General features: G+C 60.1%; 20 protein-coding genes. 15 read left to right on the top strand and 5 right to left on the bottom strand.

What is annotated here, in order from left to right; translation table 11 throughout:
- Positions 1–313: 313 nt before the first annotated feature.
- A complete protein-coding gene (locus PHU01S_RS23815) occupies positions 314–1,393 on the bottom strand; it encodes a copper amine oxidase N-terminal domain-containing protein (RefSeq protein ID WP_127510256.1) in 1,080 nt (359 codons plus the stop codon).
- A gap of 294 nt (positions 1,394–1,687) precedes the next feature.
- On the opposite strand from PHU01S_RS23815, the gene PHU01S_RS23810 reads away from it, so the two are divergent.
- A complete protein-coding gene (locus PHU01S_RS23810) occupies positions 1,688–2,023 on the top strand; it encodes a hypothetical protein (RefSeq protein WP_218032494.1) in 336 nt (111 codons plus the stop codon).
- Positions 2,024–2,119: 96 nt separating this feature from the next.
- On the opposite strand, the gene PHU01S_RS23805 is transcribed toward PHU01S_RS23810, so the two are convergent.
- Positions 2,120–2,380, bottom strand: coding sequence for a hypothetical protein (locus PHU01S_RS23805; protein ID WP_127510251.1), 261 nt, complete (start codon positions 2,378–2,380; stop codon positions 2,120–2,122).
- A gap of 162 nt (positions 2,381–2,542) precedes the next feature.
- On the bottom strand, positions 2,543–2,863 hold the full coding sequence (locus PHU01S_RS26465) for a hypothetical protein (protein WP_218032493.1): 321 nt from the start codon (positions 2,861–2,863) through the stop codon (positions 2,543–2,545).
- Between the two features lie 311 nt (positions 2,864–3,174).
- On the opposite strand from PHU01S_RS26465, the gene PHU01S_RS23800 reads away from it, so the two are divergent.
- The 13 genes from PHU01S_RS23800 to PHU01S_RS23735 all read left to right on the top strand — a co-directional run bounded on the left by PHU01S_RS23800 (position 3,175) and on the right by PHU01S_RS23735 (position 16,948).
- A complete protein-coding gene (locus PHU01S_RS23800) occupies positions 3,175–5,625 on the top strand; it encodes a helix-turn-helix domain-containing protein (RefSeq protein WP_127510249.1) in 2,451 nt (816 codons plus the stop codon).
- A 167-nt stretch (positions 5,626–5,792) separates the two neighbouring features.
- The gene (locus tag PHU01S_RS23795) at positions 5,793–6,716 is read left to right on the top strand and encodes an ABC transporter permease (protein ID WP_048746060.1); all 924 of its coding nucleotides are present in this window, start codon (positions 5,793–5,795) and stop codon (positions 6,714–6,716) included.
- A 16-nt stretch (positions 6,717–6,732) separates the two neighbouring features.
- Positions 6,733–7,593, top strand: coding sequence for a carbohydrate ABC transporter permease (locus tag PHU01S_RS23790; RefSeq protein WP_048746062.1), 861 nt, complete (start codon positions 6,733–6,735; stop codon positions 7,591–7,593).
- Between the two features lie 36 nt (positions 7,594–7,629).
- Entirely contained in the window at positions 7,630–9,186 is a 1,557-nt protein-coding gene (locus PHU01S_RS23785) for an extracellular solute-binding protein (protein ID WP_246029330.1), read from the top strand.
- Between the two features lie 74 nt (positions 9,187–9,260).
- Positions 9,261–10,322 (top strand): amidohydrolase family protein, encoded by a 1,062-nt coding sequence (locus PHU01S_RS23780; protein ID WP_127510247.1) that lies wholly within the window; start codon positions 9,261–9,263, stop codon positions 10,320–10,322.
- Between the two features lie 369 nt (positions 10,323–10,691).
- Positions 10,692–11,051, top strand: a complete 360-nt coding sequence (locus PHU01S_RS23775; RefSeq protein ID WP_049868951.1) for a Rieske (2Fe-2S) protein — start codon at positions 10,692–10,694, stop codon at positions 11,049–11,051.
- A 273-nt stretch (positions 11,052–11,324) separates the two neighbouring features.
- The gene (locus PHU01S_RS23765) at positions 11,325–11,810 is read left to right on the top strand and encodes a DUF2798 domain-containing protein (RefSeq protein ID WP_049868952.1); all 486 of its coding nucleotides are present in this window, start codon (positions 11,325–11,327) and stop codon (positions 11,808–11,810) included.
- Between the two features lie 336 nt (positions 11,811–12,146).
- Complete coding sequence (locus PHU01S_RS23760; RefSeq protein ID WP_049868953.1) at positions 12,147–12,566, top strand: hypothetical protein; 420 nt, start codon at positions 12,147–12,149, stop codon at positions 12,564–12,566.
- Between the two features lie 79 nt (positions 12,567–12,645).
- Positions 12,646–13,710: an aminoglycoside 6-adenylyltransferase gene (locus tag PHU01S_RS23755; RefSeq protein WP_307721824.1), complete on the top strand. Its 1,065-nt coding sequence runs from the start codon at positions 12,646–12,648 to the stop codon at positions 13,708–13,710.
- 139 nt (positions 13,711–13,849) lie between these two features.
- On the top strand, positions 13,850–14,230 hold the full coding sequence (locus PHU01S_RS23750; RefSeq protein WP_127510245.1) for a hypothetical protein: 381 nt from the start codon (positions 13,850–13,852) through the stop codon (positions 14,228–14,230).
- Between the two features lie 48 nt (positions 14,231–14,278).
- Entirely contained in the window at positions 14,279–15,247 is a 969-nt protein-coding gene (locus PHU01S_RS23745; RefSeq protein ID WP_127510243.1) for a quinone oxidoreductase family protein, read from the top strand.
- Positions 15,248–15,395: 148 nt separating this feature from the next.
- Positions 15,396–16,049, top strand: coding sequence for a GNAT family N-acetyltransferase (locus PHU01S_RS23740; protein ID WP_127510241.1), 654 nt, complete (start codon positions 15,396–15,398; stop codon positions 16,047–16,049).
- Positions 16,050–16,144: 95 nt separating this feature from the next.
- Positions 16,145–16,948: a hypothetical protein gene (locus PHU01S_RS23735; RefSeq protein ID WP_127510238.1), complete on the top strand. Its 804-nt coding sequence runs from the start codon at positions 16,145–16,147 to the stop codon at positions 16,946–16,948.
- Positions 16,949–17,115: 167 nt separating this feature from the next.
- Here PHU01S_RS23735 and PHU01S_RS23730 read toward each other — a convergent pair whose 3' ends face one another.
- Both PHU01S_RS23730 and PHU01S_RS23725 read right to left on the bottom strand, forming a co-directional pair.
- Positions 17,116–21,345, bottom strand: a complete 4,230-nt coding sequence (locus tag PHU01S_RS23730) for a discoidin domain-containing protein (protein ID WP_127510236.1) — start codon at positions 21,343–21,345, stop codon at positions 17,116–17,118.
- Between the two features lie 77 nt (positions 21,346–21,422).
- A complete protein-coding gene (locus PHU01S_RS23725) occupies positions 21,423–24,119 on the bottom strand; it encodes a discoidin domain-containing protein (RefSeq protein WP_127510234.1) in 2,697 nt (898 codons plus the stop codon).
- Between the two features lie 436 nt (positions 24,120–24,555).
- Between PHU01S_RS23725 and PHU01S_RS23720 the strand changes: the two genes are divergently transcribed.
- Positions 24,556–25,025, top strand: a 470-nt coding sequence (locus tag PHU01S_RS23720; protein ID WP_373864559.1) for an SWIM zinc finger family protein, incomplete at its 3' end; no start/stop codon positions are given.

Here is a 25,025-nt window from a genome sequence, read left to right as displayed (position 1 = left end):
AGCCGGAATAAGCCGAAAAAATCGTCTTATTCACTGCACAAGCGCATGCCGAGCCGTAATAGGCCGAAAAATCGTCTTATTCGCTGCTCAAGAGCATGCCGAGCCGGAATAAGCCGTCTAACTCACGCTCAAGTCGCATGTCGAGCTAGTGGAACAAGCAAACGAAAAAAGAGGGGTGCCTCCAGCCACTCTTTACCTGACTGGGGCATCCCTCTTAAAGTCTTACCTGCATTCGATTGCTCCGCCAAAGTGTGTGCCACGACATCCTTTAAACCGGAATGAACAAAAGCGGATAAGTTTTATTGAGCTTGTGTTATTGCATCTTTTCGCCGTTGTCGATGACAATCGTGTCCTCAAATACATAAGCGTTGCTCATGCGGAGCACTTCCGTGAAGTAGGACAGCGGCACGTACGTGCTTCCCTTCACGAGAGCCGGAGCCGTTCCGAGCACAATCGGAGCGGTGCGGTTGTAGACGTAATAATCTTTGCCGATCTGGAGGCTGCTTCCCGGACCGATTAGGGTCGATTTGGTTTTGGCGTCCCAGGTAAGCTTGTACTTGAGCGCTTCGGCGATCGGACGCAGCGGAACCATTACCGTGCCTTTGGCGTCCGTGTAGGCGGCAGATCCCTTCAGGATCTTGCCTTCAACTACGATGGTTTTGTCGGTCACGTCGATAGGAGCTACCGGCTCTGCGCCGTCTCCGGGCGCTTGACCGATCGGAGGCACGGCTTCCTCAAGGAGGACGACGATCTCTTCCGGCGCAGCCTGGGCAGGGATGCTCTTCGTGCTGATGCCGTATTTGACCGCGAGGGAGCGGCCGGACAGCTCGCCGGTGAACGGCGTTCCGTCTTCAAGGATGATTTTCGTCTGGTCGGACGGACGGATCAGGAGCATCTTGTCCAGACTGAGCAGGCCTTCAGCGCCTTCCTTGCTCGTGGTGAACTGATCCACCTTCCAGGAGGAAGCGCCATCGGCTGCGGGAACGATGACCTCGGCCGGGAACTGCGGCGGATAGATCATGATGGCCGGCTTGCGGGTATCGTAGAAAACGGTCAGTTCGGCGCCGCTCTTCACCAGATCGGTTCCGGACGAGTAGGTGTTCTTGCTGACGACGAAGTTGGTGATGGAGTCTCCTTCGCTCACGACCGTGACCAGCTTGTCCCCCGTCTTGCCGAAGTCGGCGATTTCCTTGACCTTGCCGGTCACGGGCGCGAAGGCAGCGACGGGCTGCTGTTCTTCAGGCTGCGGGGAACTGATCGGAGCGTTGATCGGAACCGCCGTGGCAGGTTCGGAGGCAGCTGCGGCAGAGGCCATGGGAATGACCGAAGCGGCGGTAAGGGACAGAATGGCTGCGGACAGCAGGGTTTTCTTGCCTTTAGGATGTTTTTTCATAGGTGCATCTCTCCTGTCATGTCATGGTTCGGCGGCGGCAGGCCGCCCTTTTCATCCTCCTCTGACGGGGACTGTCAGGAAAAAGTTACAGATGGAAGCAGCTTTTTCCGAAAGAGTTCTTGGGTGGAACCCAGGTTTCATGATAAATTGGAACCGCTTCCTTTAACAGGGAATTATTGAAGCGGAGGGGGAACTATGAGGCGCAATATTTGGTTGTCGTTCGCTTTCCACGTGATTGTCCTTGCCGGAACGATTCTGCTGTTTGCCATGGGCTGCTCTCCGCTGGCGCTTGTCTTGGCCGCTTTCATCGGATACCTGGCATTAGCCTATGCATGGCTGGTTCCGCTGCGTTCCGTGTGGGCTGACTTGGCATCGGTATCCTTTGTGAGCCTGACAGGCTTCGTTATCGGACTTATTTGCCTGGCGTTCCCTGGGATGATGGGGTTCAACTGGATGATTTTTCTTGCGTACAACATTCATTCCCTCCCGATGGCGGAAACCTTTGATTTCTCCCCCGGCCCGGGCCGCACGTTCTGGTTATTCCTTCTTCCATCCCTCTTGATGTGGGCGGGGCTGCGAGCCAAGGCTCTATGGATTCGATTCCGTTCCAAAGCTGCGGCGAAGCCTTGAGAACAAGATGGTAACGATAGTCAAAAATGGACTATCAACCATTAATGGGTAAGGATTGATTCGCACAGGCAGATTGGAATGGGCGTCGAGAAAACGCTAGATTGCAACAGCAACAGCAACAGCAACAGCAACAGCAACAGCAACAGCACCACCAATAAGCAGCGCCAATGAGCAACACCAATGAGCAGCAACACTCGTATTGCTGACCGCAACACCACTTCGTAACATCAAACCGTTATGCTGACCCGCAACACTCATTATAAATTTCAATCGTTTCGCCAAATCGTGATAATCGAACCGCACCAATGAACTGAAATGCTGATCTTCAGCACAGCCCGCAGCAATATGAACCATCATTGACCCGCAACGCCATTGAAAACATCATTAAAGCGTCAATTCAAAATAACGATCCGCAGCGCCGAAACCGTCCATCATGCCTCATGCCATGACCGCCTCCATTCGAGGTGGTTTTTTGGTATAGGGATGATACAGGCCAGGAGTTATCGGACATAGGATTCGCTATTTGGAGGAAAAACCGTTTTTGGGATGCGAAACGGACATAGGATCTCTTATTCTATCAATTCCTATTGCATTCATGATAAAAAATACGAAATAACGGATCGTAGGTCCGATACATGGCAAAAGGAACTTTTGAGAATAAATAACGGAACGTTGTCCGATTTCCGGTAAATAGAGCGATATATCCATACTTTTTATCGATAAATTAGCTAGAGTGCCACGTTCCAAAACAGCTCCGGTGAGAACGTAGAACTGTCGCGCAGCAAACAAAGTTGGGGGCAGTCCGTTCTCGACGGAAAGCGGCAACCGCTTGACTTGCAACGGCAAGCATCAGGAAGCTGCCAGGCGCTTTCATGCACCCTACCTTTATCGCGAGAGAGGGAAAAGGAAAGAGGGAAGCGGCAAGATCTGCGAGTTCAATTGCTGCCGAGACCGTCAACCCGGTTCTAATAAGAAAGAAATAAAATAAAATTTTAGTAAATTGTGTTAGTATGGAAATAAATTTTCCCATCGTGTTCTCTCCATACGAATTCCTCCGTCCTTGATCAATCATCAGTCATCGATCCGCCCGCTGTCCTTGTCCAAATCCTGTTACAGGCGGTACCTACCCTTCCAAAAAGGTGGTATAGGCTATGGCATCCTCCCCCGGCAAGCATTCGTTCCGCATCTCGTTGTTCCGAAGGTACTTCGCCAGCTACTTCGCGCTCATCCTCGTTCCGGCCATCGCGGCCTGCGCGCTTGCCCAGGTGCTGGCGGTACGCCTGATCGAGAACGACGCCCGCAAGCTGAGCGATGTCATGGTGTCCCGCGTATCCGATCAAACGGACGCTTCTTTCCAATCGCTGCGCGCCAGCATGCTCGGCATGCTGTCCGGCTCCGGACTGTCCGGACTGCTCCGGACCGCCGGCGGTTCCTTGGAGGACCGAGAGCGCTCCGAGATGATTCATTCCCTGAGGCAGCAGCTCGGCAAGCTGGAGGCCGATCCGCTCGCTTCCCGCGTCTATCTGTATATGACCAAGGAAGACATGGTGATCGATCCCGATGCCTATACCGGAAAGTCCTATTATTTCACCATGCGATACCCGCTGAGCGACGGGATGCGGCACGAGCTGGCCGCGGGGCTAAAAGGACGCAAGATGCTCGACTTTGTCCTAACCGGCACGGAGCAGCTGTCCGCGGTCATCAGCTATCCTTTCAACACCGACTCGCCTGAAGCCTATCTGGTCGTCCAGCTCAATCAGCGGGCATTCGGCGAGCTGCTGCGCATCCCGGAGCCTTGGGCGGCGGGAACGATGCTGCTGAACCGTGAAGGGGAGGTCATCGGCCAAAGCGGTCTGGACCGCGGCGAGGCGGCCAGGCTGTCCTCCCTTGTCTTTCCGGGCTCCTTCTCGGCGCTGGCAAGGTCAGAATCCGTCTCCTCCTTGCAGGCGCTATCAGCAACCGCTGCCTTGGAGGCTCTGTCAGGAACCGCCTCTCAGGCGCGATCAGAACCCGCCGCCACGGAGGCTTTGCCGGGCGCAGTCTCTGCCGATATGCCCGGCTCCTCCTTCCGCACGGCCGAGGACAAAGGCATAGCCCTCGTTCCTTCCAAGCTGGACAACGGCTTTGCCTACCTGAGCGTAGTGGACATGCCGGCGCTTATGAAGCCGGTCACCGCAATCCGGATCGTCAGCTGGGCGTTCCTGCTGTTCTTCCTCGTCGTGGGCGGCCTGGCATCCTACCATCTGAGCAGGAGGAGCTACCGGCCGATCCGGGAAATCCGGGAAAGCTTCGGCCTGCAGCGAGCCTTGGAGCCGGCGAGCCGCTGGCGGCTGGCGAGAGGGAGCGAGCTCGATGCCATCCGGGACTACTCCCGGCTGATCGTCTCGGAGAACCGGCAGCTGTCCAAGCGGGTGGACGGCTTGCTGCCGATGCTGCGCGAGCATCTTCTGGCTCGGCTGCTGCTTGGCGAAGGAAGAGCTCCGGCGGAAGATGCCGAGGAACTGGGCCTGTTGCCACGCAGAGACTCGGGGAAGGCCATGACCGTGTTCTGCATCGAGATTCATTACGGAGCCTATCCGGAGATGCCGCTCTCCGGGCAGTCGCGCCATATTCTCATGAAGGAGCTGAAGGAACGGATCATGGAGCTTCTGCCTCCCCCGATTCGGCTCGCCCAGCTTCCATCTGGGCTGCTGGCATGCGTCGCCGAATCCGCTCCCGGAGGAATTTCTCCGGCCGAATGCGCCGGCAGAATCCGGGCTGCGCTCCTGCATCATGCCGCGTATTACACCGCGACGATCGGCGTCGGCAGCGATGCGGAGACGGCCGAGGAGCTGCCGGCTTCCTGCAGGCAGGCAATCGAGTCTCTGCAGCAGAGGAGTCTCGGCACGGATGTGGAGATTTGCGCGGTCCCGAAACCCGGAAGCCAGCAATCGGCCGTGGCCGCGCGGGCCTTCCTTCCCGTCAAGGAGCTCAACCGGGTGACGAACCTGTGCGGCAGCAAGAACTACGATGGGCTGCTCGAAGCCGCCTACTCTGTGATCAGCGAAGGAGCACTCCGGGGAATGCCGGCCGTGCGGATGAAGTCGCTCTGCGCCGATCTGCTCAACGCCTGGATCCGCGCCTCGTCGTCCGAACGGGACGATGCCGGTCATGTCCATGCGGGCCTCTACGAGCAGCTGGGCCGCTGCATGACCGGAGATGAGCTCCGCAAATGCTTCGCGCTTATCCACGGAGTGCTTTTCCCCAAACCGTGCGAGGATCGCAAGGCCAAGAAGTTCGCCGCCGTGCTGGACTATATCCACGAGCATTACGACGAGGAGCTCTCTCTCGATTATTTCGCCTGCCAGATGAACATGTCCGCCGGCCATTTCAGCCGCTTGTTCAAGGAAGAGGTCGGGGAGAAGTATGTGGAGTATCTGGCGATGTACCGATTGAAGAAAGCGAAGGAGCTGCTGCTGTCCACCGACCTGCGCATCGACGACATCGCGGGCAAGGTCGGTTATTGGGGACGCCATTCCTTCATTCGCGTGTTCCGCAAATACGAGGGCGTCACGCCCGCGCAATACCGCTCCTCCCGCCCCGGCGCCCGCCCGGGCGCCTGAGGGTCCGTTTTTTCCCCAAGGGTCCTTTTTTGCGCCGCCAACGCTGCCGATTCCCGTCCTGACAGGCGCTGCGAAAACGGCTACAAGCCGCAAGGATGCATGCTTTACGACACCGCGATCCACTTCGTATAGTGGAGCCATCTTCCGGAATCCACGAGGAGGTGGTCATGTTGACGAGCGGCCGCCGGCTGCTGCCGGTTCTGAGGAAGCACCGGGCGCTTTACCTGCTGATGCTTCCCGGCATCCTGTATTACATCATTTTCAAATACGTCCCCATGTACGGCATCATCATCGCCTTCCAGGACTACTCCGTCGGCAAAGGCATTCTCGGCAGCAAGTTCGTCGGATTCAAGCATTTCGTCGAGTTTTTCTATGTAACGCCGGATGCCTGGAAGCTGATCCGCAACACGGTCCTGCTCAATGTGTACGATTTGCTCTTCCATTTTCCCGCTCCGATCCTTCTGGCGATCCTGTTCCATGAAATCCGCATCACCTGGTTCAAGCGGCTCGTGCAGAGCATCAGCTACATGCCGCATTTTCTGTCGACCGTCGTCATCGCCGGCATCCTCGTCACCTTCCTGTCTCCGTCGACCGGGGTCGTCAACCATGCGCTGGAGCGGCTGTTCGGCCTGGAGCCGATCATGTTCCTCGGCGAGCCGGGCTGGTTCCGGACGATCTATGTCGGCTCCGAGATCTGGCAGAAGATCGGCTGGGGCACGATTCTGTACCTGGCCGCCATCTCGGGCATCGATCCGACGCTGTATGAAGCGGCCAAGATGGATGGCGCGAGCCGGTTCCAGCAGGTCCGGCACATTACGCTTGTCGGGATGGTGCCGGTCATGATCGTGCTGTTCGTCCTGACGCTCGGCCACTTCATGGAGATCGGCTTCCAGAAGATTCTGCTCCTCTACAACTCCATGAATTACGAAACCTCGGACGTCATCAACACCTTCGTTTACCGGCGGGGCATCCTCGACGCCGACTTCAGCTTCGCGACGGCGGTCGGCCTGTTCCAGTCCGTCATCGGACTCATTCTTGTCGTGACCGCCAACCGGATCGTGCGCAAGCATTCCGGCACCAGCCTATGGTGAAAGGAGGCTGCACCCCATGAAAATCAAGGAAAGCTTCGGCTCCCGGCTGTTCGACGCCGCCAATATTCTGTTCATGCTGCTGTTGATGGCCGTCATGGTCTACCCTATGCTATACGTCATCTCGGCATCGGTCTCCAGCAACGCGCTGGTGGCAAGCGGCGCAGTGCTGCTCTGGCCCAAGGGCCTCACGACGGCGGCGTACGATCAGCTGGTCGGCAATCGCGACGTGTGGATCAGCTATTGGAATACGATCCGCTATACGGCCGTGCAGGTCGCGCTGACGCTGCTCGTGACGGCGGCGATGGCCTACCCTCTCTCCAAGAAATGGCTGCCGGGAAGAAGGCCGATCCTGCTCATGGCCGCGTTCACGCTGCTGTTCGGCGGAGGCATGATCCCGACCTTCCTCGTCGTGCAGAAGCTGGGCCTGCTGGATTCGATCTGGGCGATCGTGCTGCCTTCCCTCGTCAGCACCTGGTATTTGTTCATCATGCGCACCTTCTTCGAGGCGCTGCCCGAGGAGCTGGAGGACGCCGCGACGATCGACGGCTGCAATCCGCTGCAGGTGCTGCTGCGGGTCGTGCTGCCGCTGTCCATGCCCGTGATGGCGACGATCGGGCTGTTCACCGCCGTCAATCAGTGGAACTCTTTTTTCGACGCGCTGATCTATCTGAACGACCGCAGCCTGTACCCGCTGCAGATCATGCTGCGCAATATCCTCATCGCAGGCGAAACCGTGCAGGGCGAGGGCGATCTGACGCATCTGGAGACGCTCAAGTACGCCATGATCGTCATCGCGACGCTGCCTATCTTGTGCGTGTATCCCTTTATCCAGAAATATTTCGTGCAAGGCGCCATGATCGGCGGCGTGAAGGGCTGAGGAAGGATATGGAACCTTAAAGGGAGGCTCATGAACATGGACATCCGAAAGAAGAGAGCGGCAAAGTCATGGATGATGCTGGCGCTTGCAGGAGCGGTCGCAGCCGGCTGCAGCAACGGGGGAGAGAGCGGAGACGGCGGCAAGGGGGACGGCAAGCCGATCACGTATTCATGGCTCGTTTATGACCGGGTCGAGGGCAAGGTGCGTCCGGACTGGGAAATCTTCAAGGAAATCGAAGCCAAGACCGGGGTGAAGCCGGAGTTCCAGGTCGTCAGCCAGGAGGGGCTTGAGGAGAAAAAGCAGATCATGATCGCGACGGGCTCGGTGACCGACTTCATCCAGGTCAGCACGCAGGAGGGCCGGGACAACGGTCCGGACAAGGTGTTCCTGAACCTCAAGGATTATCTCGACAAGGCGCCGAATCTCAAGGCTTTCTACGACAAGTATCCCGAAGCCAAGGCGGTGGCCACGGGCGCCGACGGCGGCATCTACACCGTGCCGGTGCTGGAGGGCGACGCGGAGGGCAAGGGCTTCAACTTCATCTGGTACAGCCGCAAGGACCTCATGGACAAATACCAGCTGAAGGCTCCCGAAACGCTGGACGAATTCTATCGTTATCTCAAAGCCCTCAAGGAGAAGGAGCCGAAAAGCTATCCGCTCATCTCCAACGCGATCGTCGGGGACACGGGCTTGTATACGGTGTTCGGCCGGATTTTCACGGGCATACACGGCTTCTACAACCTCGATCCCGAGACCGGCAAGTATGCGTTTGCGCCTTATCAGAAGGGCTACAAGGACATGATCCTGTTCCTGAACAAGCTCTACAGCGAGAAGCTGCTCGATCCGGAGTATTCGCTGCTTACGGACGCTCAGTGGGAGGAGCGGATTCTGACGGGCAAGTCGCTCGTCACCTACTTCTGGAAAGCCGACCTGGAGACGCTGACGGACAAAGCCGTCAAAGCGGGCACGGCCGGCTACGAGCTCGATGCGATTCCTTCCTTCGCCGCTGATGGCGTGAAAAACTACCAGTTCTCCCGTCCGGTCGTCGGCGGCGTCGGCCGCGCGATCTCGGCCAAGGTGAAGGACAAGGAGCGTGCGGTCAAGTTCCTCGACTACCTCGTCGGCGAGGAAGGCTCGAACTATTTGTCGCTCGGAATCGAGGGCAAAACCTACACGCTGGAGAACGGAGTTCCCATGTACAACAAGGACTTCGGGGCGTCTCCATTCACGACGCTGCGCAAGGACTGGGGCGTCTGGTACGACATGATCACGCTCGACAACGCCAAGTCCAGGGCGGCTTGGGAGCGGGGGCTGAGCGACAAGGCCAAGGACATCAATGCGCGGTACGAGAAATTCATCGTTCCGGCTCCCAAGCAGGCTGTCAAGACGGAGGAGGAGCTGGAGCTCGAGAAATCCAAGCTGAGCAGCCTGAGCAAATACATGGAGCAGAAGCTGACCGAATTCGTGACCGGCAAAACGCCGATCACCGACGAGAGCTACGACCAGTTCGTCGCCCAGTGCAAGAAGCTCGGCTCCGACGAGCTGCTCGCCATGTACGAGACGGCTTATACCCGGACTTACGGCGGGAAGTGACATTCAACATGCCACCGTCATGGCTTGAATGCCAAGCCAAACATTCAGCCATGACGGAAGAGGAGAGTGAAAGGGTGAACGTGAAAGATAAGCTCCCGCTCATCGACGCGGATGTCCATAACGAGCAGGCGGACTCGGCTCTGCTGCCCTATTTGGCTGAGCCATGGCGTTCCCGCGTGGCGGGCAGCGGAATCGGCTACTCCGGCTCCGGCTACTATTCGCCGATCGGGGTCATGAAGAAGGATTCCATTCCAGCGGACGGCAGCAAGGCCGGGTCCGATCCGGAGCTGATGATCCGGCAGCTGATCGAGCCCTACAACGTCGAGGCGGCCATCCTGACCGGAGTCGTCTACAACATTTCCTCGACGCATGATCCGGACTACGCGGCGGCGATCTGCTCGGCATACAACGACTACCTGATCGCGGAGTGGCTCGGCAAGCACCCGGCCTTCAAGGGAGCGATGGCGGTATCCACTCTCGATCCTCTGCTGGCTGCACGGGAAATCGACCGGGTCGGAGGCCACCGGGACATCGTGGAGGTGATCATCTCCAGCGCCGCCCGTTCCCCGCTCGGTCAGCGGAGCTATCATCCGATCTATGAAGCGGCGGAGCGCAACGGCCTGCCTCTGGCGGTGCATCCCGGAGCGGAGGGCGGCGGCAGCTCGACGGCGCCTACAGCTGCCGGATATCCTTCGCGGTATATCGAGTGGCATACGAATCTGTCGCAGACATTCATGGCCCATCTCGTCAGCTTTGTCTGCGAGGGCGTGTTCGTGAAGTATCCGCGGCTGAAGCTCGTGCTCGTCGAGGGCGGCGTCGGCTGGCTGCCTCCGCTGCTGTGGCGGCTCGACAAGAACTACAAAGCGCTGCGCTCTACCGTCCCATGGCTGAGGCGGCTTCCGAGCGAATATGTCCGCGACCACTGCTTTCTGACTACGCAGCCGATCGAGGAGCCGGACAATCCGAAGCATCTGGCCGAGCTGTTCGACATGTTCGATGCGGAGAACATGCTGCTCTATTCCAGCGACTATCCTCATTGGGATTTCGACGCTCCGGACATGATTTTGCGCAAGCTGTCTACGGAGGCGCGGCGCAAGATTTTCTATGGCAATGCCAAGCGGCTGTACGGATTGTAAGGACTGGGTGATCTCGTCAAGCTTCTGAATGCATCTCGGATCGGACATACGATCCGTTATTTCATCCCATTTGGCCTCTAACGGGGGGCCATCGGACATACGATCCGTTATTTTCCAATTTCTATTTTGATGCCGATACGAAATCGGGTAATAGCGGAACCTATGTCCGATACGAAGCCATAACCGGGTATAATCGCCAAATAGCGGATCCTATGTCCGATACGAATCCAGTATCCAGCAGCATGCCTTGAGAAGAGTGGAATTTTATGCGGTGGATGACGCTCCAATGACGGCCAGCCCTGAAAGGGCATGTCAAATGTTTGTCTGAAGACCGTTCGGATGAAAGTATTCCAGCAAAGGAGGGATTCCGTGGCCGTCCATGATGTGCTGGCCGAGGAAGAGGTGCCGGAAGGCGGATTTGCCGTCGTGAAGGTGGAGGGACGGGAGATCGGCATCTTCCGTATCGGCGGGAATTTTTACGCGCTGCACAACTATTGCCCGCATCAAGGGGCTCCGATGTGCGCAGGAAGGGTATCCGGGACTACGAGTCCATCCGGCGTGTACGAGTATGAATACGGGAGGGAAGGCGAGATTCTGCGCTGTCCCTGGCATGGATGGGAGTTCGATATCCGCACCGGCAAGTCGCTGTTCAGCGACCGCACCCGAATCCGCACCTACAAGCTGTCCGTTGGCGGAGGAAGAATAGGAGTCGTACTGGGGGAGCATTAAAGGAGAAAGGTAAAATCGGGACGCCGAAGCCGCCGCGGGGATGGCTTCGGTTTTTCGGCGTTCCTTTCAAGCCGTAAAGGCAGAAGAAGAAAGAAATCGTTTCTTGAAAGAGAGGAGCAGTCCGTCAGAGCGGCCTGCAGCAACAACCAAATACGGCGGTCCCGGACTCGTTGACGTTTGTCCCGGATTTTTTGACGTTCACAAAAGGTTCACTTATGCGAGAGGTGCCATCCTTTCTATACTGGCAAGGGTAAAACGAAAGGATGATGGGAAATGCCCGCAACGAAGAAGGAAGATATTTATTTCGGTTTGATGATGTGCTTTGGAATGGTCGTATTCATGACGTTCTACAATCTCTACACGCATGAACTGCTTGGAACAATGACGTGGAAAGAAGTTCTCGTTCAGCTGCTCCTGGTTTATGTCGTCGCATCCTTGCTGGAGCTGCTTGTCGTGGGCCCGATTGCGAAGAAAGCCGCCTTTTCCTTGCCCTATGACAAGTCCAAGAAAATATTCGTCATGTTGTCCCTGGCTTTGTGCATGGTGACCGGCATGGTTCTCTGCATGTCTTTTTACGGCTTGATGACGACGTACCTCACCAGCGGATTGGATGGAGCATCATGGATCGGCAGCTATTTTTCCCTTGTCGGACACAATTTCATTATTGCTCTTCCTCTGCAGCTGCTGGTCGTAGGGCCGCTGGTCAGGCTATTGTTCGCGAGATTTGTTCAAGGAAACAGAACGGAGCTTGGAGGCTAAGTTCGGCTTCACTGTTTCCGGAACGCCTGCAGCAGCCTAGATGAAGCGATAGCCGTCATAAGCAGCAAGGGGCAGGTTGGGAAACTGGCCGTCCAGCGCGCTTCCGCTTCTTCCTTTCTACTCGATGAGAAGGCCCTTGCGATCATGAATGTCATTTCCCAAATAAAGGGTTTTGTAATCTTTCCGGAGAAGAACCCATAACGTCGATTGCAATCGTTGGCGATGCCGTTCCCGGAAGGAAGAATGAGCCTGATGGCGAGACGAAAATGGGCCTTTCGAGCCTCTATCTTGTTCTCTGTCCTGCTTGCCGTCCTTCTGATCCGAGGATGCTGGCAGATGGGCAGAGTGGAGCAGCAGCTCTATAGAAACGACTTGATGATCAGTCTGGTGCAGCTGGAGGGATTGATCGGCCAGCAGGAAGAGAGGAACTGGGATAAGCCTGATCTCGTCACGATCCAGGTGGGAAATGTGATGGATAACCTGTCTACTCTTGTTCTGACCGAGCTGCCCTCCAAGTCGGAGGAGCGGATGCTGCAAAGCCTGTACATCCTTCTCAGCCGATATCCCAATAGAGAGCCGTACAAGCTGCCGGAGGTATCTAAAGAAGAACAATCGGCCTTCTCCGGCTTGCGAGCGGAGCTTAGGGATTCCGGAATTGGAATTGGAATCTCGATGAGCGGCAGCGTCAAGGAAGCCAAGCGCAAGCTGGAAAACTTGCGTGAAGCGCTGGAGGCGAGAGAGTTCAATCGCTCCTAGTCTTAGGCAGAGGCCAGGCGTCATCGCATGGGATACAATGAGGGAGACGAGGATCATTCTGAGGGAGGAAAAAGGGGGAATGAAAACCCGTTTGCGAAGCATTGACGCCCGTCCCGCATTCGCCCGTCCCGCAATCGCCGTCCCCGCTTTCGCCGGCCCCGCAATCGCCCGTCCTGCTCTCGCCCGTCCCGCGCTCGCCTGTCCGCGTCTTGGGGAAGGGGGACCGCCTCCTGGATTCAGCCGTGCTGGACAACCTCAAGCCAAGACAACCAAGGAGGCTGGAGACATGAGAACGGAACAGCAGATGATGGACTTGATTCTGGGTTATGCCCGGCAGGACGAGCGCGTGCGAGCGGTCGTCATGAACGGCTCGCGGACCAATGTGAACGTGCCGAAGGATCGCTTTCAGGATTACGACATCGTCTATCTGGTGACGGAGCTGGATTCTTTTGTGCAAAACCATGCCTGGACAGACGTTTTCGGAAAGCGCCTCATCATGCAGATGCCGGACGAGGGCCAGCTGTTCCCTTCGGACCGCGAAGGACGATACGCTTATCTGATGCAGCTGGCGGATGGCAACCGCATCGACTTGACGCTCATCGAGCGGAGTCAGTCGGATGAGTATGTTCTCGAGGACAAGCTGACGGTCGTGCTGCTCGACAAGGACGGCATGCTGCCGGAGCTGCCTCCTCCGACCGACGAGGACTACCGCATCAAGCCTCCGACCGCATCGGAGCATGCCGGCTGCTGCAACGAGTTCTGGTGGGTGGCGACCTATGTCGCCAAGGGGTTGTGGAGGCAGGAGCATTTGTATGCTTACGACCACTTGAATCTCTATGTCCGGCCGATGCTGCTGACGATGCTGGACTGGCAAGTAGGTATTTCAACCGGCTATAAAGTGAGTACGGGCAAAAACAGCAAGTATTTGCGGCGGTATGTGGACGGACGGACATGGAGCGAGCTGATGGCGACTTATTCCGATGCCAGCCTCGAAGGCATGTGGGAGGCTCTGTTCGCCATGGGAGAGCTGTTCCGCCGCGTCAGCTCCGAGGTGGCCGAGTCGATGGGCTTTGCCTTCAACGAGGCGGAAGCTCTTCGGGTGACGGCTTATTTGGAAGAAGTAAGGAGCCAGTCCGTCCGATAGCAAGAGGACTTGAACGGAAGCGGGATGTCTGATGAGATGGGAGGCGAATAGGTGGAATCCAACCGGCAGATCCATCCGTTGGCGAATAAAAACGCCTATACTGTGGGCGGAAACGATAGGTCTTGCAGTCGTCCTGCTCGTGAATGGGGCGAACTTCAGCAGGCATCGGGATCTGGATCCGCTTATTTTAGGCATGGGCGTCGTCGTTCTGATTTTCCTCCTGTTGCTCGTCGGAATCCGGCTCAGCCGCTTGAAGCAGCAGCCGAGGCAGCTGACTCTGTCGCCCGGTGCATTGGAAATCGGCGTCAGCCGCTATGCGGCGAGTGAAATAGGTGAAATTCGAGTCTACGGAGTGTTTGGAGCTTATACCGGCATTTTGAGACGCGGACGCCGTATCGTCCCGCCGTCTCTCTACTTCCGATTTCTAGAGGATGAGGAGCAGGGAGTCCGGGAGCTGGAGCGGTGGGCCGCTGAAAATGGAATCAAGGTAGCCCGGAAAAACTTTTTGAAATGGATTTGAAGACGGTTGTCGTTTGCAGTAATCAGCGTCTATGGAAGGGGAATGTCTGTGAAAGCACTTGTATTCCATGAATTCGGCGGACCGGAGGTGCTTCATGTGGAGGAACTCCCGGATCCCATTCCGGCTGCCGATGAAGTGCTCGTGCGGGTGGAGGCGATCGGGCTCAACTTCGCTGATATTTACCGGAGGCGGGGCAACTACCATCTGGTTGGCCGGCCGCCTTATATACTGGGCTACGAAGGAGCCGGCGTTGTCGTGGGGGCAGGAGCAGGAGCGCAGGCATGGAAAAAAGGGGATCGAGTCGCATTCGCCGACGTTCCGCATGCCAACGCGGAGCTGGTGCGGGTTCCTGCCGATCGCGCCATTCCGCTGCCGGACGAAATCAGCTTCGAGCAGGCGGCCGCCGTGCTGCTGCAGGGCTTGACCGCCCATTATCTCGTGAACGACAGCTTCCGCGTCGCTCCTGGGGATGAGGTGCTCGTCCATGCCGCCGCGGGAGGCGTCGGGCAGCTGCTCGTTCAGCTTGCTGCCGCCAAGGGAGCGCGGGTGCTCGGACTGACCTCGTCCGCCGCCAAGCGGCAAGCCGCTCTTCAAGCCGGTGCGGACGAGGTGCTGCTGTACGGGCCGAATTGGGCAAGCGAAGCGCGTCAGTGGAGCGGAAGCGGCGATGGAGTCAGCGTAGCCTACGATTCGGTCGGTTCGACGCTGATGGACAGCTTTGCCGCTGTAAGGACGCGGGGTGCGGTCGTCTTCTACGGAATGGCGGGCGGAGATCCCGCTTTCGTCGATCCCCGGATGCTGATGGACACCTCCAAGACACTGACCGGCGGTGACTTATGGAATCATGTCACGACGCAGGAGGAGAGGATCCGCCGCTCGGGCGAGCTGTTCGGCTGGATTCGGGAAGGCAGCCTGAAGCTTGCGGATATCCGCAGCTTCGCTCTGTCGGACGGGGCGGATGCTCATCGCCTGCTGGAGAGCCGCCTGCACAGCGGGAAGATCGTTTTGATTCCATAGCTTCATAGGGTTGGGCCCTCCAGGGACGGAGAGAAATCTCCGTCCTTTTTTCTATGCTTGAGTTCTTTAATTAATTTGATTATTATCTAATTAGATATCCATTGAACTGACAACTGTTCTTGAGAACTTGGAAAGGAGAGTGGCGACGATGACAAACCCATGGCCGTCTGTATGGTCATCCGAACGCTGCAAAGTCCACGATTTACAGGATGAGGAAGGGAATGCTGCTCAGCAGCTGTACGAGAGATCCGCTCCGCTGCCGATCTGGACGGGCCAGCCTTTGAAATCCTCTTATATAAGGGATGTGCTGAACGGCAATCCGGAGCTGCCGCCGGGCGGCTGTCGGGATCGGCTGCATGTTCAGCTGGCGGAGCTGAAGCAAGAAGCCCAGGCGGCGAATCCGAATGAGGTCGGAACCGCAGCAGAATCGAAAGAGGATGGAACCGCAGCAGAACCGAAAGAGGATGGAAACGCAGCTGAGCCTGCCGCCTTGATCGAGCTTTACCGAGGGTATCCGGGAGAACGGGATTTGTACATCGGCTTGTTCGCGGTGGATCCTTCGCAGCGCGGTCAAAGGCTCGGAAGCGAGCTCGTGGAAGGAATCATCCGCCTTGCCGCCGAGCGGTCCTATCATACCGTCAGGGCTGCGGTCGATCTCAAAAACTGGGGGGCTCTGCGCTTCTGGATCGGCTGCGGCTTCAAGGAAGCCGTCAAGGTGAGCGGCGACCGGGAGCATGGCGGGGATGCCTTCGCGAGAATCGAACTGGCATGCCGACTCGGGGGCGAAGCCGCAGCCCGGTAGGTCTGCGGCTCATCCGGAGGAGATGGCTGCTGTGCAACCTTGATGATGGAGGAGGCGTCATTAACGGCAGTAAATGCTTCCAGGAGGAGATTTAAATGCAGCTTCGCGGACTCATCGTATCCCTCTCCGTTTGCGCCCTGCTTTTGACTGCTTGCAGCGGAGCTCCGCCGGAACGGGGGACAACAATCGTCCCGGCACCTTCGGCGGCCCTGCACGGCGATCCAAATTCCCCGGCTATCGGCACCGGAGGCGGCACTCTTCCGTCCCCTTCGCCCGATGGGCAAGCAGCCGTGCCATCCAAGGATGGCACGGCTGCGAGAGCGTATGCGGAGAACGCGGAAGGAAAGCTCGTCATCCGGCCGACCGGCCCGGTGACGGAGGAGAAGCTTGGAGCCCCGAGCTGTCTCGGACAGGAGAATGATCATCAGTGGAAAGGGAGCTTTGAGGCGGTGTGGCAGCCTAAGGTTGGGACCGAGCAGCCGGTAGCGCTTTACGAGGACGGCTTTGACGGCGACGGAATCATTCAGCCGGACACCGAGCCTGTCCGGATGGCAGCCGTATCCTTGGGCTCGGCTGACCTGTATGCGTTCACTCCTCAGTATACCGATTGCCATGCGCTGCTGACGTATTTTTACGTCCTGGAAGGCGGCAAGGCCTACTCGGTGCCGCTGGTCTTCGGCGAGGAGCAGACCAAACCGCTGATGGCGAGACTGCCGATCGGCGGCATGGAGACGAAGGACGGCGAGCTGCTCCTGGCCGAGGGCTACGGCGCGGGGCAGGATAAGATCGACGTGTACCATTTCCGCTACAACGTCGCCAGCCGGCAGCTGGAGAGGACCGCGACCGACAGCCATGATGCGGCCCGATTCCTGGAGCAGGCGAAAGGGACGGCGAAGTAGGACGTTCAGGCAGACTCGCTCAAAATCGCTCAGGGCATGGCATAAAAGACTCTAATTGAAGCGGGGCGAATCCTCTTGTCGGCCCGACAACCGCAGGAGACGGATCAGCGCGAAAAAAGGGCCGTTCCGGAAGCTTCATCCGGAACGGCCCTTTTCTTTTTCCCTGCTTAGGACAAGTATGCGTTCAGCTCGCGGATCGACCACCAGCTGCTGTCCGTGCCGGTCTGCACGATCTTGACGTAGCGCGCGGTTTTCGCGGCGAACGAGGCGGTCACGACCGGACCTGTGCCGGCGCCCGTGGCGACGGCGCTGCCCCAGCTTGCGCCGTCGGCGGAGACATAGATTTCATATCCCCGCGCATAGTCGCCGTCGCTGCCGGTAGAGTCCATCGTCAGCTTGGAGAAGGTTTTGGACGCCTTCATGTCGATCGTGATGTACTGGCCCGGGGCCATCGCAGCGCCGGTGCTCCAGCGGGTCGCCATGCTGCCGTCCAGCAGGTTGGCCGCGACGTCGCCGCTCGATGGATTGCTGGTCGCCGTCCAGCCGGTGCGGTCCAGCGCCGCGCCCGGTGTCGGTGCCGGCGTCGGGGTTGGAGCTGCGGTCGGCGTTGGTGTCGGCGACGGCGACGGCGTCGATCCGCCCGACGTCCCGTACACGTTCAGCTCGCGGACCGACCACCAGCTGCTGCTCGTGCCGGTCTGCACGATCTTGATGTAGCGGGCGGTCTGCGCGGCGAACGAGGCGGTCACGACGGGGCCGGTGCCTGCGCCCGTGGCGACGGGGCTGCCCCAGCTCGCGCCGTCGGCGGAGACGTAGATCTCATAGCCCCGCGCATAGTCGCCGTCGCTGCCGGTAGAGTCCATCGTCAGCTTGTTGAAGGTTTTGGCCGCCTTCATATCGATGGTGATGAATTGTCCGGGCGCCATGGCAGCGCCGGTGCTCCAGCGGGTCGCCATGCTGCCGTCCAGCAGATTGGCTGCGGCGTCGCCGCTCGACGGATTGCTGCTCGCCGTCCAGCCGGTGCGGTCCAGCGCCGCTCCCGGAGCCGGGGTCGGCGCAGTTGTCGGGGTCGGGGTCGGGGTCGGAGTCGGCGTAACGGTCGGAGTCGGGGTCGGGCTTGGCGTCGGAGTCGGAGTCGTTCCGCCTCCCTGGCTCAGCGGATCGGCCTTGACCAGCTTGTGAGGCGGCACGGTCACGCTCCCCGTCGATCCGGCGGCATTGCGGAATTGCACGGTAATCGGCTGGTCCGTCGGGTTCCAAGCCATGGCCGTGTAGGCGGAGCCTTTTTTGTAGACGCCCACGCCGGCCCAGTTGCTCGCCCAGACTTCCGACGTCCGGCTGCCGTAGCTGGCCATGCTGTGGATGAACCAGTACGAATTGAAGATTTCATTTTTCTGCAGGATGGACGGATTCCACTTGGCGATCGCCGCCTGCGGGTCGCTCAGAGCCTGATACGGCCAGACGATATGCTCCCAGCCGGATTCCGGGCCTCCGTTGTCCTTGAGGAAGGCCGCATACAGATCGGCCGCCTTTTGGGGAGAGCGTCCGTAATAGCTCATCCACTCCGCGGTCGGCAGCCAGTGGATGCCGTAGATGTTGACCGGCGCGCCGGAGAAGTACGTTCCGTAGAGGTAAGCGCTGCCCCACACCTGGCCGGCGACGCCATGGCGGTAGTCGGGGATCCAGTTGTCATGATCATAGTTGAACCAATACTGCTCGATCGCCTTCAGCTCGGTCGCGAAGCCCCATACGCCGGTATCCCGGTAGCTGTTGTTGCCGGTGACGAGACCCCAGAGGAACAGGCCCGCCCAGCCGTTCAACGCTTCGCCCGCGGCCTCCTGGTTGTTGCCGTTGTCGTTGTCGGCATACGCGCCTGCCCACGAATGGCCCTCGTACGGATCGAAGCTGCGCAGCCACGGGTACATGGAGTCGGTGCGCGACGGGTTGGCGTAGTCGCGGATCAGCTGCTCCACCATGCCGCCGTAGTCCCGCTTGAAGGCGCTGTCGAACGAAGCCAGCACGGCGGAGGCGTAGACGTAGTAGCCGTAGGTGTAATGATGGTCGGTCAAGCCCGTGTTGATGCCCCAGCCCGCCGCCCACGGGAAGATGGAGCCCCACTCCGGAGCGTAATGGAAGTAATACGTGTGCAGGGCGTCGGAGGAGGAATAGGTGTACCAGTCGGTCAAAATGCTCCGCAGGACGCCGAGGTACCGGTCGCGGCGGGCCGTATCGCCGATGCTGTCGCTGACCATGGCGCCGAGAGCCGCGGGGTACAGAACCTTGCCCTGCCAGTAAGGGTCCTGGTTCATGAGGCCCGCGGTGTTCGCGAGCTCCGTATCGAGCTGGCTCAGGTAGCCCGTCAGCTCGGCGCGGGAGTAGGCGGAGTCATTCGGCTCCGCGAACTGCGGCAGCAGGCCGGTGAAGGAATCGGACGTCGAGAAGCTGTTGCCCTCCCGCAGCTTCAGCGTGCCTCGGATGGACGGGTAGGAGAGCGCCGTCAGCGGAGCGGACGAGGATTTCCACTGATGCGGCAGCAGCGCTGTCAGCGTGTCGGCGGAAAAGCCGGAGCGCTTCAGCTCGGTGACGCTGGTGAACGTGGACGATACTTTGGCCTGGCTCATATCGTACCCGTACGCCACCTTCGTGTCGGTCACGAACGCATAGGCGTGCTTGTAGAAATAGTTCAAGTCTCCGCTGCCGGTCAGGCCGGCGACGGAAAGGTAGCCCGCGCCTCCGCCGAGCTTCATCTTGATTTTGCCTCCCGCGCGGGTGAACACGGTGCCTGGAGGCGCGAAGACGCCGTAGGAGCGCGTGACCGCCTTCGGCTGCACGGCGTTGTCCAGCGTCGCGATCTCCAGCCCGATATGATCGGCCGTCACGCTGGAGCCTTCCGCCGCCAGCAGCGATTGGCCGGCATCATCGAAGGCGCGGCTCAGGCCGGGAACGAACAGCTCCGGCGAGTTCGGGTCGCTGAACGTGCTGTAGACATACGGCGAGCCCTTCGCCAGCACCGACTTCATCTTCGGCGTGTCATCGTCGCTCAGGACGACGCGGACGGAATAGTCGCCGTAGCCGTCCACCTTGCTCTCCAGCGTCTTGGGGTTCAGCAGGTTGTTCGCCGAGAGGTACAGATCCGGGTCGCCGTCGGCGTTGACCGCGCCGCCGTCCCCGTTGACGGCGCCCGCTCCGGGATTCAGGAGGCCGAGCCCGTTCGGCGAGTATTTCGCCTTGAGCGGCAGGGTGACGATGCCGGTGCCCGCGCCCAGATGCTGGACGAGCAGGTTCTGCCACCAGTCGTTGGACGGGATGGGGGCGTTCACGCCGCTCGTGCGGTTTTTGGGATAGAGCGGCTCGAGCTGGGTCACGTCGCCGATCTCATAACTTCCGCTGCCGGCCTGTACGGTGGAAGGCTGGGGCAGCGGGGCGATGCTGTAGGACGGCTGGGGATCGCCGGAACGGTACGGATATACCTCGAACTCATAGAGGGAATAGCCGTAATTCGTTCCCCGGCCGATGCCGAGCATGCGGACGTAGCGGCCGGAAACGTAGAGCGGAATCTCGTCCTTTCCTCCCGAGCCGTAGCGCTGGCGGTAGACGCTCGTCCAGCTCCTGGCGTCGTCGGATACCTGGATGTCGTATACCCGGCCGAAGGCTGTCTCCCATCTCAGGACGACCTTGCCGATCCGCTGGCTCTGGCCGAGATCGACATAGATCCACTGGGGATCGGAGGCTTGGGATGCCCAGCGGGTAGACAGGCTGCCGTCGGTGACGTTCGCCGTGGCGTAATCCTTGGGCTGGCCGCCGCCGGCCTCCGACGAGGAGACCGCCGGACGCCCGAGCGCGGCGTTGACCGCAGCGGGCTGGGGCGCCGGCCCGGCTCCGCCGGTGCCGTACAGCTCGAACTCGTACAGCGAGACGCCGTAGGCGGGGAGCGCCCGCTGCACGGAGTAGAGGCGCACGTAGCGGCCGGCTCCGCTCAAGGCGACGTCGGTCGTTCCGCCGGAGGCGTTGGCGTTACTGTAGACCGGCGTCCAGGACGACTCGTCGTTCGACGTCTCGAGGCGGAACGACTTGGCGTAAGCCCCTTCCCACTTGACGACCGCTCTGGAGAGGGTCGCCTGAGCGCCCAGATCGACGTAGATCCACTGCGGGTCTTGGCCGAGCCGGCTTTCCCAGCGGGTCGCCGGATCGCCGTCGAAGGCGAGCTGCGGACCGTTGGCGCCGCGCACGGAGGACGCGTAGGCGAGCCGGTTCCCCGTGAGCAGGTAATCGCCTGCCGCGGCAGCCGCCGGAGCGGCCGGCGCTGCCGGAATCAGCAGCGGCAGCAGGAGCGCGAGGACCGCGGTCCAGATGGTGAAGCGGCGCTGGGGCTGCTTCTTGCGGAGCGGTAGGTGCATTTGAATTCCTCCCGATTTCTGCGGAATGGGGTCGCAAAAAGAGAGGGACGTCGAAAGTCCCTCTCGCCTGCTGCTTCTCAGCTGTATACGTTCAGCTCGCGGATCGACCACCAGCTGCTGTTCGTGCCGGTCTGCACGATCTTGATGTAGCGTGCGGTTTTGGCCGCGAACGAGGCGGTGACGACGGGACCGGTGCCGGTGCCTGTGGCGACGGCGGCCCCCCAGCTCGCGCCGTCGGCGGAGACATAGATTTCATATCCCCGCGCATAGTCGCTGTCGCTGCCGGTGGAGTCCATCGTCAGCTTGGAGAAGGTTTTGGACGCCTTCATGTCGATGGTGATGAACTGGCCCGGGGCCATCGCTGCGCCGGTGCTCCAGCGGGTCGCCATGCTGCCGTCCAGCAGGTTGGCCGGGACGTCTCCGCTCGACGGATTGCTGGTCGCCGTCCAGCCGGTGCGGTCGAGCGCCGCGCCCGGAGCCGGAGTTGGTGTCGGAGTCGGTGTCGCTCCGCCGGAAGTTCCGTACACGTTCAGCTCGCGGATCGACCACCAGCTGCTGCTCGTGCCGGTCTGCACGATCTTGATGTAGCGGGCCGTCTGCGCCGTGAACGAGGCGGTCACGACCGGGCCGGTGCCTGCGCCCGTGGCGACCGGGCTGCCCCAGCTCGCGCCGTCGGCGGAGACGTAGATCTCATAGCCCCGCGCATAGTCGCTGTCGCTGCCGGTGGAGTCCATCGTCAGCTTGTTGAAGGTTTTGGCCGCCTTCATATCGATCGTGATGGACTGGCCGGGCGCCATGGCAGCGCCGGTGCTCCAGCGGGTCGCCATGCTGCCGTCCAGCAGGTTGGCCGGGACGTCGCCGCTCGACGGATTGCTGGTCGCCGTCCAGCCGGTGCGGTCCAGCGCCGCGCCTGGCGCCGGTGTTGGAGTCGGAGTCGGCGTAACCGTAGGAGCTGGAGTCGGAGTTGGAGTCGGAGCTGGCGTCGGAGTCCCTCCCGAGCCGTTGCCTGCCCACTCCGCCAGCGTCTGGCGCATCGCCTCGGCCGGGGTGTTGGCGTACACGCGGCCGCCGGTGTTGTTGATGATATGGGAGATTTCGCTGCCGGCCGTGCCGGAGAGCCAGATGGTCGTCATGTTGTGGAACTTCACGCCCGGCGCGTTCGGCGCCTCGATGGCGCTGTTCAGCTTGACGGCCGCGTCGCGGAAGTAGGAGTAGATGCCGAGCCCCCAAGCCTCATGGCTCGTTACGCTGTCGGCGACCTTGTAGGAGGCGTAGCCGTTGACGGCGCCTCCGCCGCTTTTCCAGGATGCCTGGTTCGGCACGTCGTACGGAATTTCGGATTGGTAGAAATACAGCTTCCCGCCGTTGCCGTTCCAGACGGTCTGGTACTCGTTGTGATGCTCGTTGAACAGCCCGTACAGGGTGACGTCGGTGCCGTTGACGATGAGGCCGTTTTTGGAGACGTTGGACGTCCATCCGGCGCCGGCGCCGTGGTCGGCGCGCCAGAGCCAGAAGTGGTCGCCGATGACGTCGCTGCTGTTGATGCGCAGGCTGGCGTCGCTGCGTCCGTTCGACGCGCCGCCGGTGCGGAAGGTCAAGTCATGCAGGGAGGTCGGGTTGGTCTTGTGCCGGGCCGTGCTGCCGGCAGGACCGACGTCGAGCAGCACCGGCGTGTTGACCGGTCCGGCATCGAACGTCAGGCCCGCGATCTTCACGCCGTCCACGTCCGCGACGGTCATCGCGGGCAGTCCCGTGTCCGGCACGAGCGTCGGGATGCCGATGCCGAGCACGACCGTATTGGCGTTTGCCACGCGGATCGTATCGTTCAGATGATAGATGCCGGGAGTGAACAGCAGATGCTTGCCTTGGGCGAGAGCCGCGTTCAAGCTGGCTGCGGTAGCGCTTTCAGGACGAGCGACGTAGAACTGGCTGATCGGGATCGATTGGCCCGGCGTAGAGCCGGCCGCCCAGCTGACGCCCTGGGTGCCGCTTTGCAGCGAGGGGACGAATACCTGGTATTGGCCGCTGCCGTCCACATACAGATACGGCTTCTCGCGGATGACCGGCGTCGTCGGAACGACCGTATAAGGCGGGTCCGGGAAGCTGGCAGCGGGAGCGTTCTTGTCGCCTACGAACACCATGTTCCAGACGCCGTTGGTCCATTCGCCCCATTCGCTGTTGCGGGAGAACCACTGCTGCTGCGAGGCCGGCACGATCTTGCCGTCGACCTTGGAGTCGGCGAGGAAGCCTCCGCTCGCCCAGCCGGCGTTCCAGTTGGAGTCGAAGTCGAACAGGTCGAGCTCGCCCTTGATGTTGAGCCGGCGGAGCGGAGCGGCCTGCGATACGGCGATCTGCGTCTTGCCGCTGGATGGAGCGAGCGTCATGTTCTCGATCGCCCGCCAGAAGTTGCGCGTCGCGTTGCCGTTGTCCCAGTCGGCGTTCACGTTGACGCCGCCGGTAATCGTGACATCGCCGGGATTGCGCCCGAGGCCGGCCACATGGGTGTAGAAGCCGACGTTGAAGTTGACGTTGTATGTGCCCGGCTTGAACAGCAGCGCCTTGCGGCTGCTGCTGAACTCGGCCGACTCCAGCGAGCCGAAGATCGACGTCGCCACGGACTGAATGTCCGCCGCCGGCATGGACGGATCGAACACATAGACGTCGGGTCCGAACAGGGTGGCGTTGGCGTCGCTGACAGGGGCGGCCGAGGCTGCGCCCGCTGCCAATCCGCCCAGCGTCAGCGCCGCTGCGACCGACAGGATCATTTTCTTCATTCTTCATCCTCCTTTGATTGGCCTTGCGTTGCGCGGGTTGGCCCTGGTGTTGAAATCGTTTTCAAAAACAGGCTGCCTGCCACCTCTTTTCGTTTGATGTCGATGAATTTCTATTGCCATCAGGGGATGGCAACCACAGTATAAGATGGAATCCTATCCTTGAAAACGGTTTCTTTCCAAGTTCTTGAAAATACAAACCAAGCGGCTTGAATTCACCGCCTCAAGCGCAAAAAATTCCCGCCGCATTTACTTTTTGGGCGGTCCTTTTTTGGACAAGCATATGATTAGCAAGCTCGTTCAACAAGGGGAAGGTAACAACTGGCTGAATGGCCGCGAAGCCGCTTCCCGGAGAACGCGGTTGGGGCCGTTCTCCTGTCCTCTGCAGGCATGGTATGATGGAGGCTGACCTTAGAAGACATCATGAAGGAGGCCGCCGATGGACAAGAACCAGCCGGGACCGATCCTGACCGAAGCGATGATCCAGAATCTGTGCGGCAGCCTTTCCTTCGGGAAGGGACGGACGCTCTATAAAAACGGCAAGGTGCTGCTGGCCGATATGGCTGAGGACGGCAGCCGGGTCGAGGCCCTTGTCCAGGACAAGCTCCAAAGCCACGTATCCGTGCGGGCTGCGTCCGGCGGAAGGCTGGAGGCGTCCTGCTCTTCTTGTCCGCCGCTGGGCTCCTACGTCAAAGGCTGCAAGCATGTGGCGGCGGTGCTCGTGGCCGTCAAGGAGCGGCTCCTTGGCGGCGGCGAGGAGCCCGGCCGCCGGCGGAGCGCGGGCAAGAAGCCTTCTGCCGGGGACAAGGCGCCTCCGTCCGGCGTGGACAAGCTGCTGCAGCTGTTCGCGACGGCTCAAGCGCCCGCAGCTCCCGGCCTCGCCGAGCGGCTGGTGGACTCGCGCCGGCT

The sequence above is a fragment of the Paenibacillus humicus NBRC 102415 genome (assembly GCF_004000905.1).
Classification (GTDB): Bacteria; Bacillota; Bacilli; order Paenibacillales; family Paenibacillaceae; genus Paenibacillus_O; species Paenibacillus_O humicus.
Note: the sequence above shows the minus strand (reverse complement) of the source record. Positions and strands in the feature narration are given on the sequence as shown.

Bases quoted from the DNA above. Each gene is read 5' to 3' on its own strand.
- PHU01S_RS23725 (WP_127510234.1), bottom strand. From the start codon at position 24,119: ATGAAGAAAATGATCCTGTCGGTCGCAGCGGCGCTGACGCTGGGCGGA.
- PHU01S_RS23730 (WP_127510236.1), bottom strand. From the start codon at position 21,345: ATGCACCTACCGCTCCGCAAGAAGCAGCCCCAGCGCCGCTTCACCATC.
- PHU01S_RS23755 (WP_307721824.1), top strand. From the start codon at position 12,646: ATGAAAACCCGTTTGCGAAGCATTGACGCCCGTCCCGCATTCGCCCGT.
- PHU01S_RS23765 (WP_049868952.1), top strand. From the start codon at position 11,325: ATGCCCGCAACGAAGAAGGAAGATATTTATTTCGGTTTGATGATGTGC.
- PHU01S_RS23815 (WP_127510256.1), bottom strand. From the start codon at position 1,393: ATGAAAAAACATCCTAAAGGCAAGAAAACCCTGCTGTCCGCAGCCATT.
- PHU01S_RS23800 (WP_127510249.1), top strand. From the start codon at position 3,175: ATGGCATCCTCCCCCGGCAAGCATTCGTTCCGCATCTCGTTGTTCCGA.
- PHU01S_RS23760 (WP_049868953.1), top strand. From the start codon at position 12,147: ATGGGCAGAGTGGAGCAGCAGCTCTATAGAAACGACTTGATGATCAGT.
- PHU01S_RS23795 (WP_048746060.1), top strand. From the start codon at position 5,793: ATGTTGACGAGCGGCCGCCGGCTGCTGCCGGTTCTGAGGAAGCACCGG.
- PHU01S_RS23790 (WP_048746062.1), top strand. From the start codon at position 6,733: ATGAAAATCAAGGAAAGCTTCGGCTCCCGGCTGTTCGACGCCGCCAAT.
- PHU01S_RS23805 (WP_127510251.1), bottom strand. From the start codon at position 2,380: ATGATGGTTCATATTGCTGCGGGCTGTGCTGAAGATCAGCATTTCAGT.
- PHU01S_RS23740 (WP_127510241.1), top strand. From the start codon at position 15,396: ATGACAAACCCATGGCCGTCTGTATGGTCATCCGAACGCTGCAAAGTC.
- PHU01S_RS23785 (WP_246029330.1), top strand. From the start codon at position 7,630: ATGGACATCCGAAAGAAGAGAGCGGCAAAGTCATGGATGATGCTGGCG.
- PHU01S_RS23735 (WP_127510238.1), top strand. From the start codon at position 16,145: ATGCAGCTTCGCGGACTCATCGTATCCCTCTCCGTTTGCGCCCTGCTT.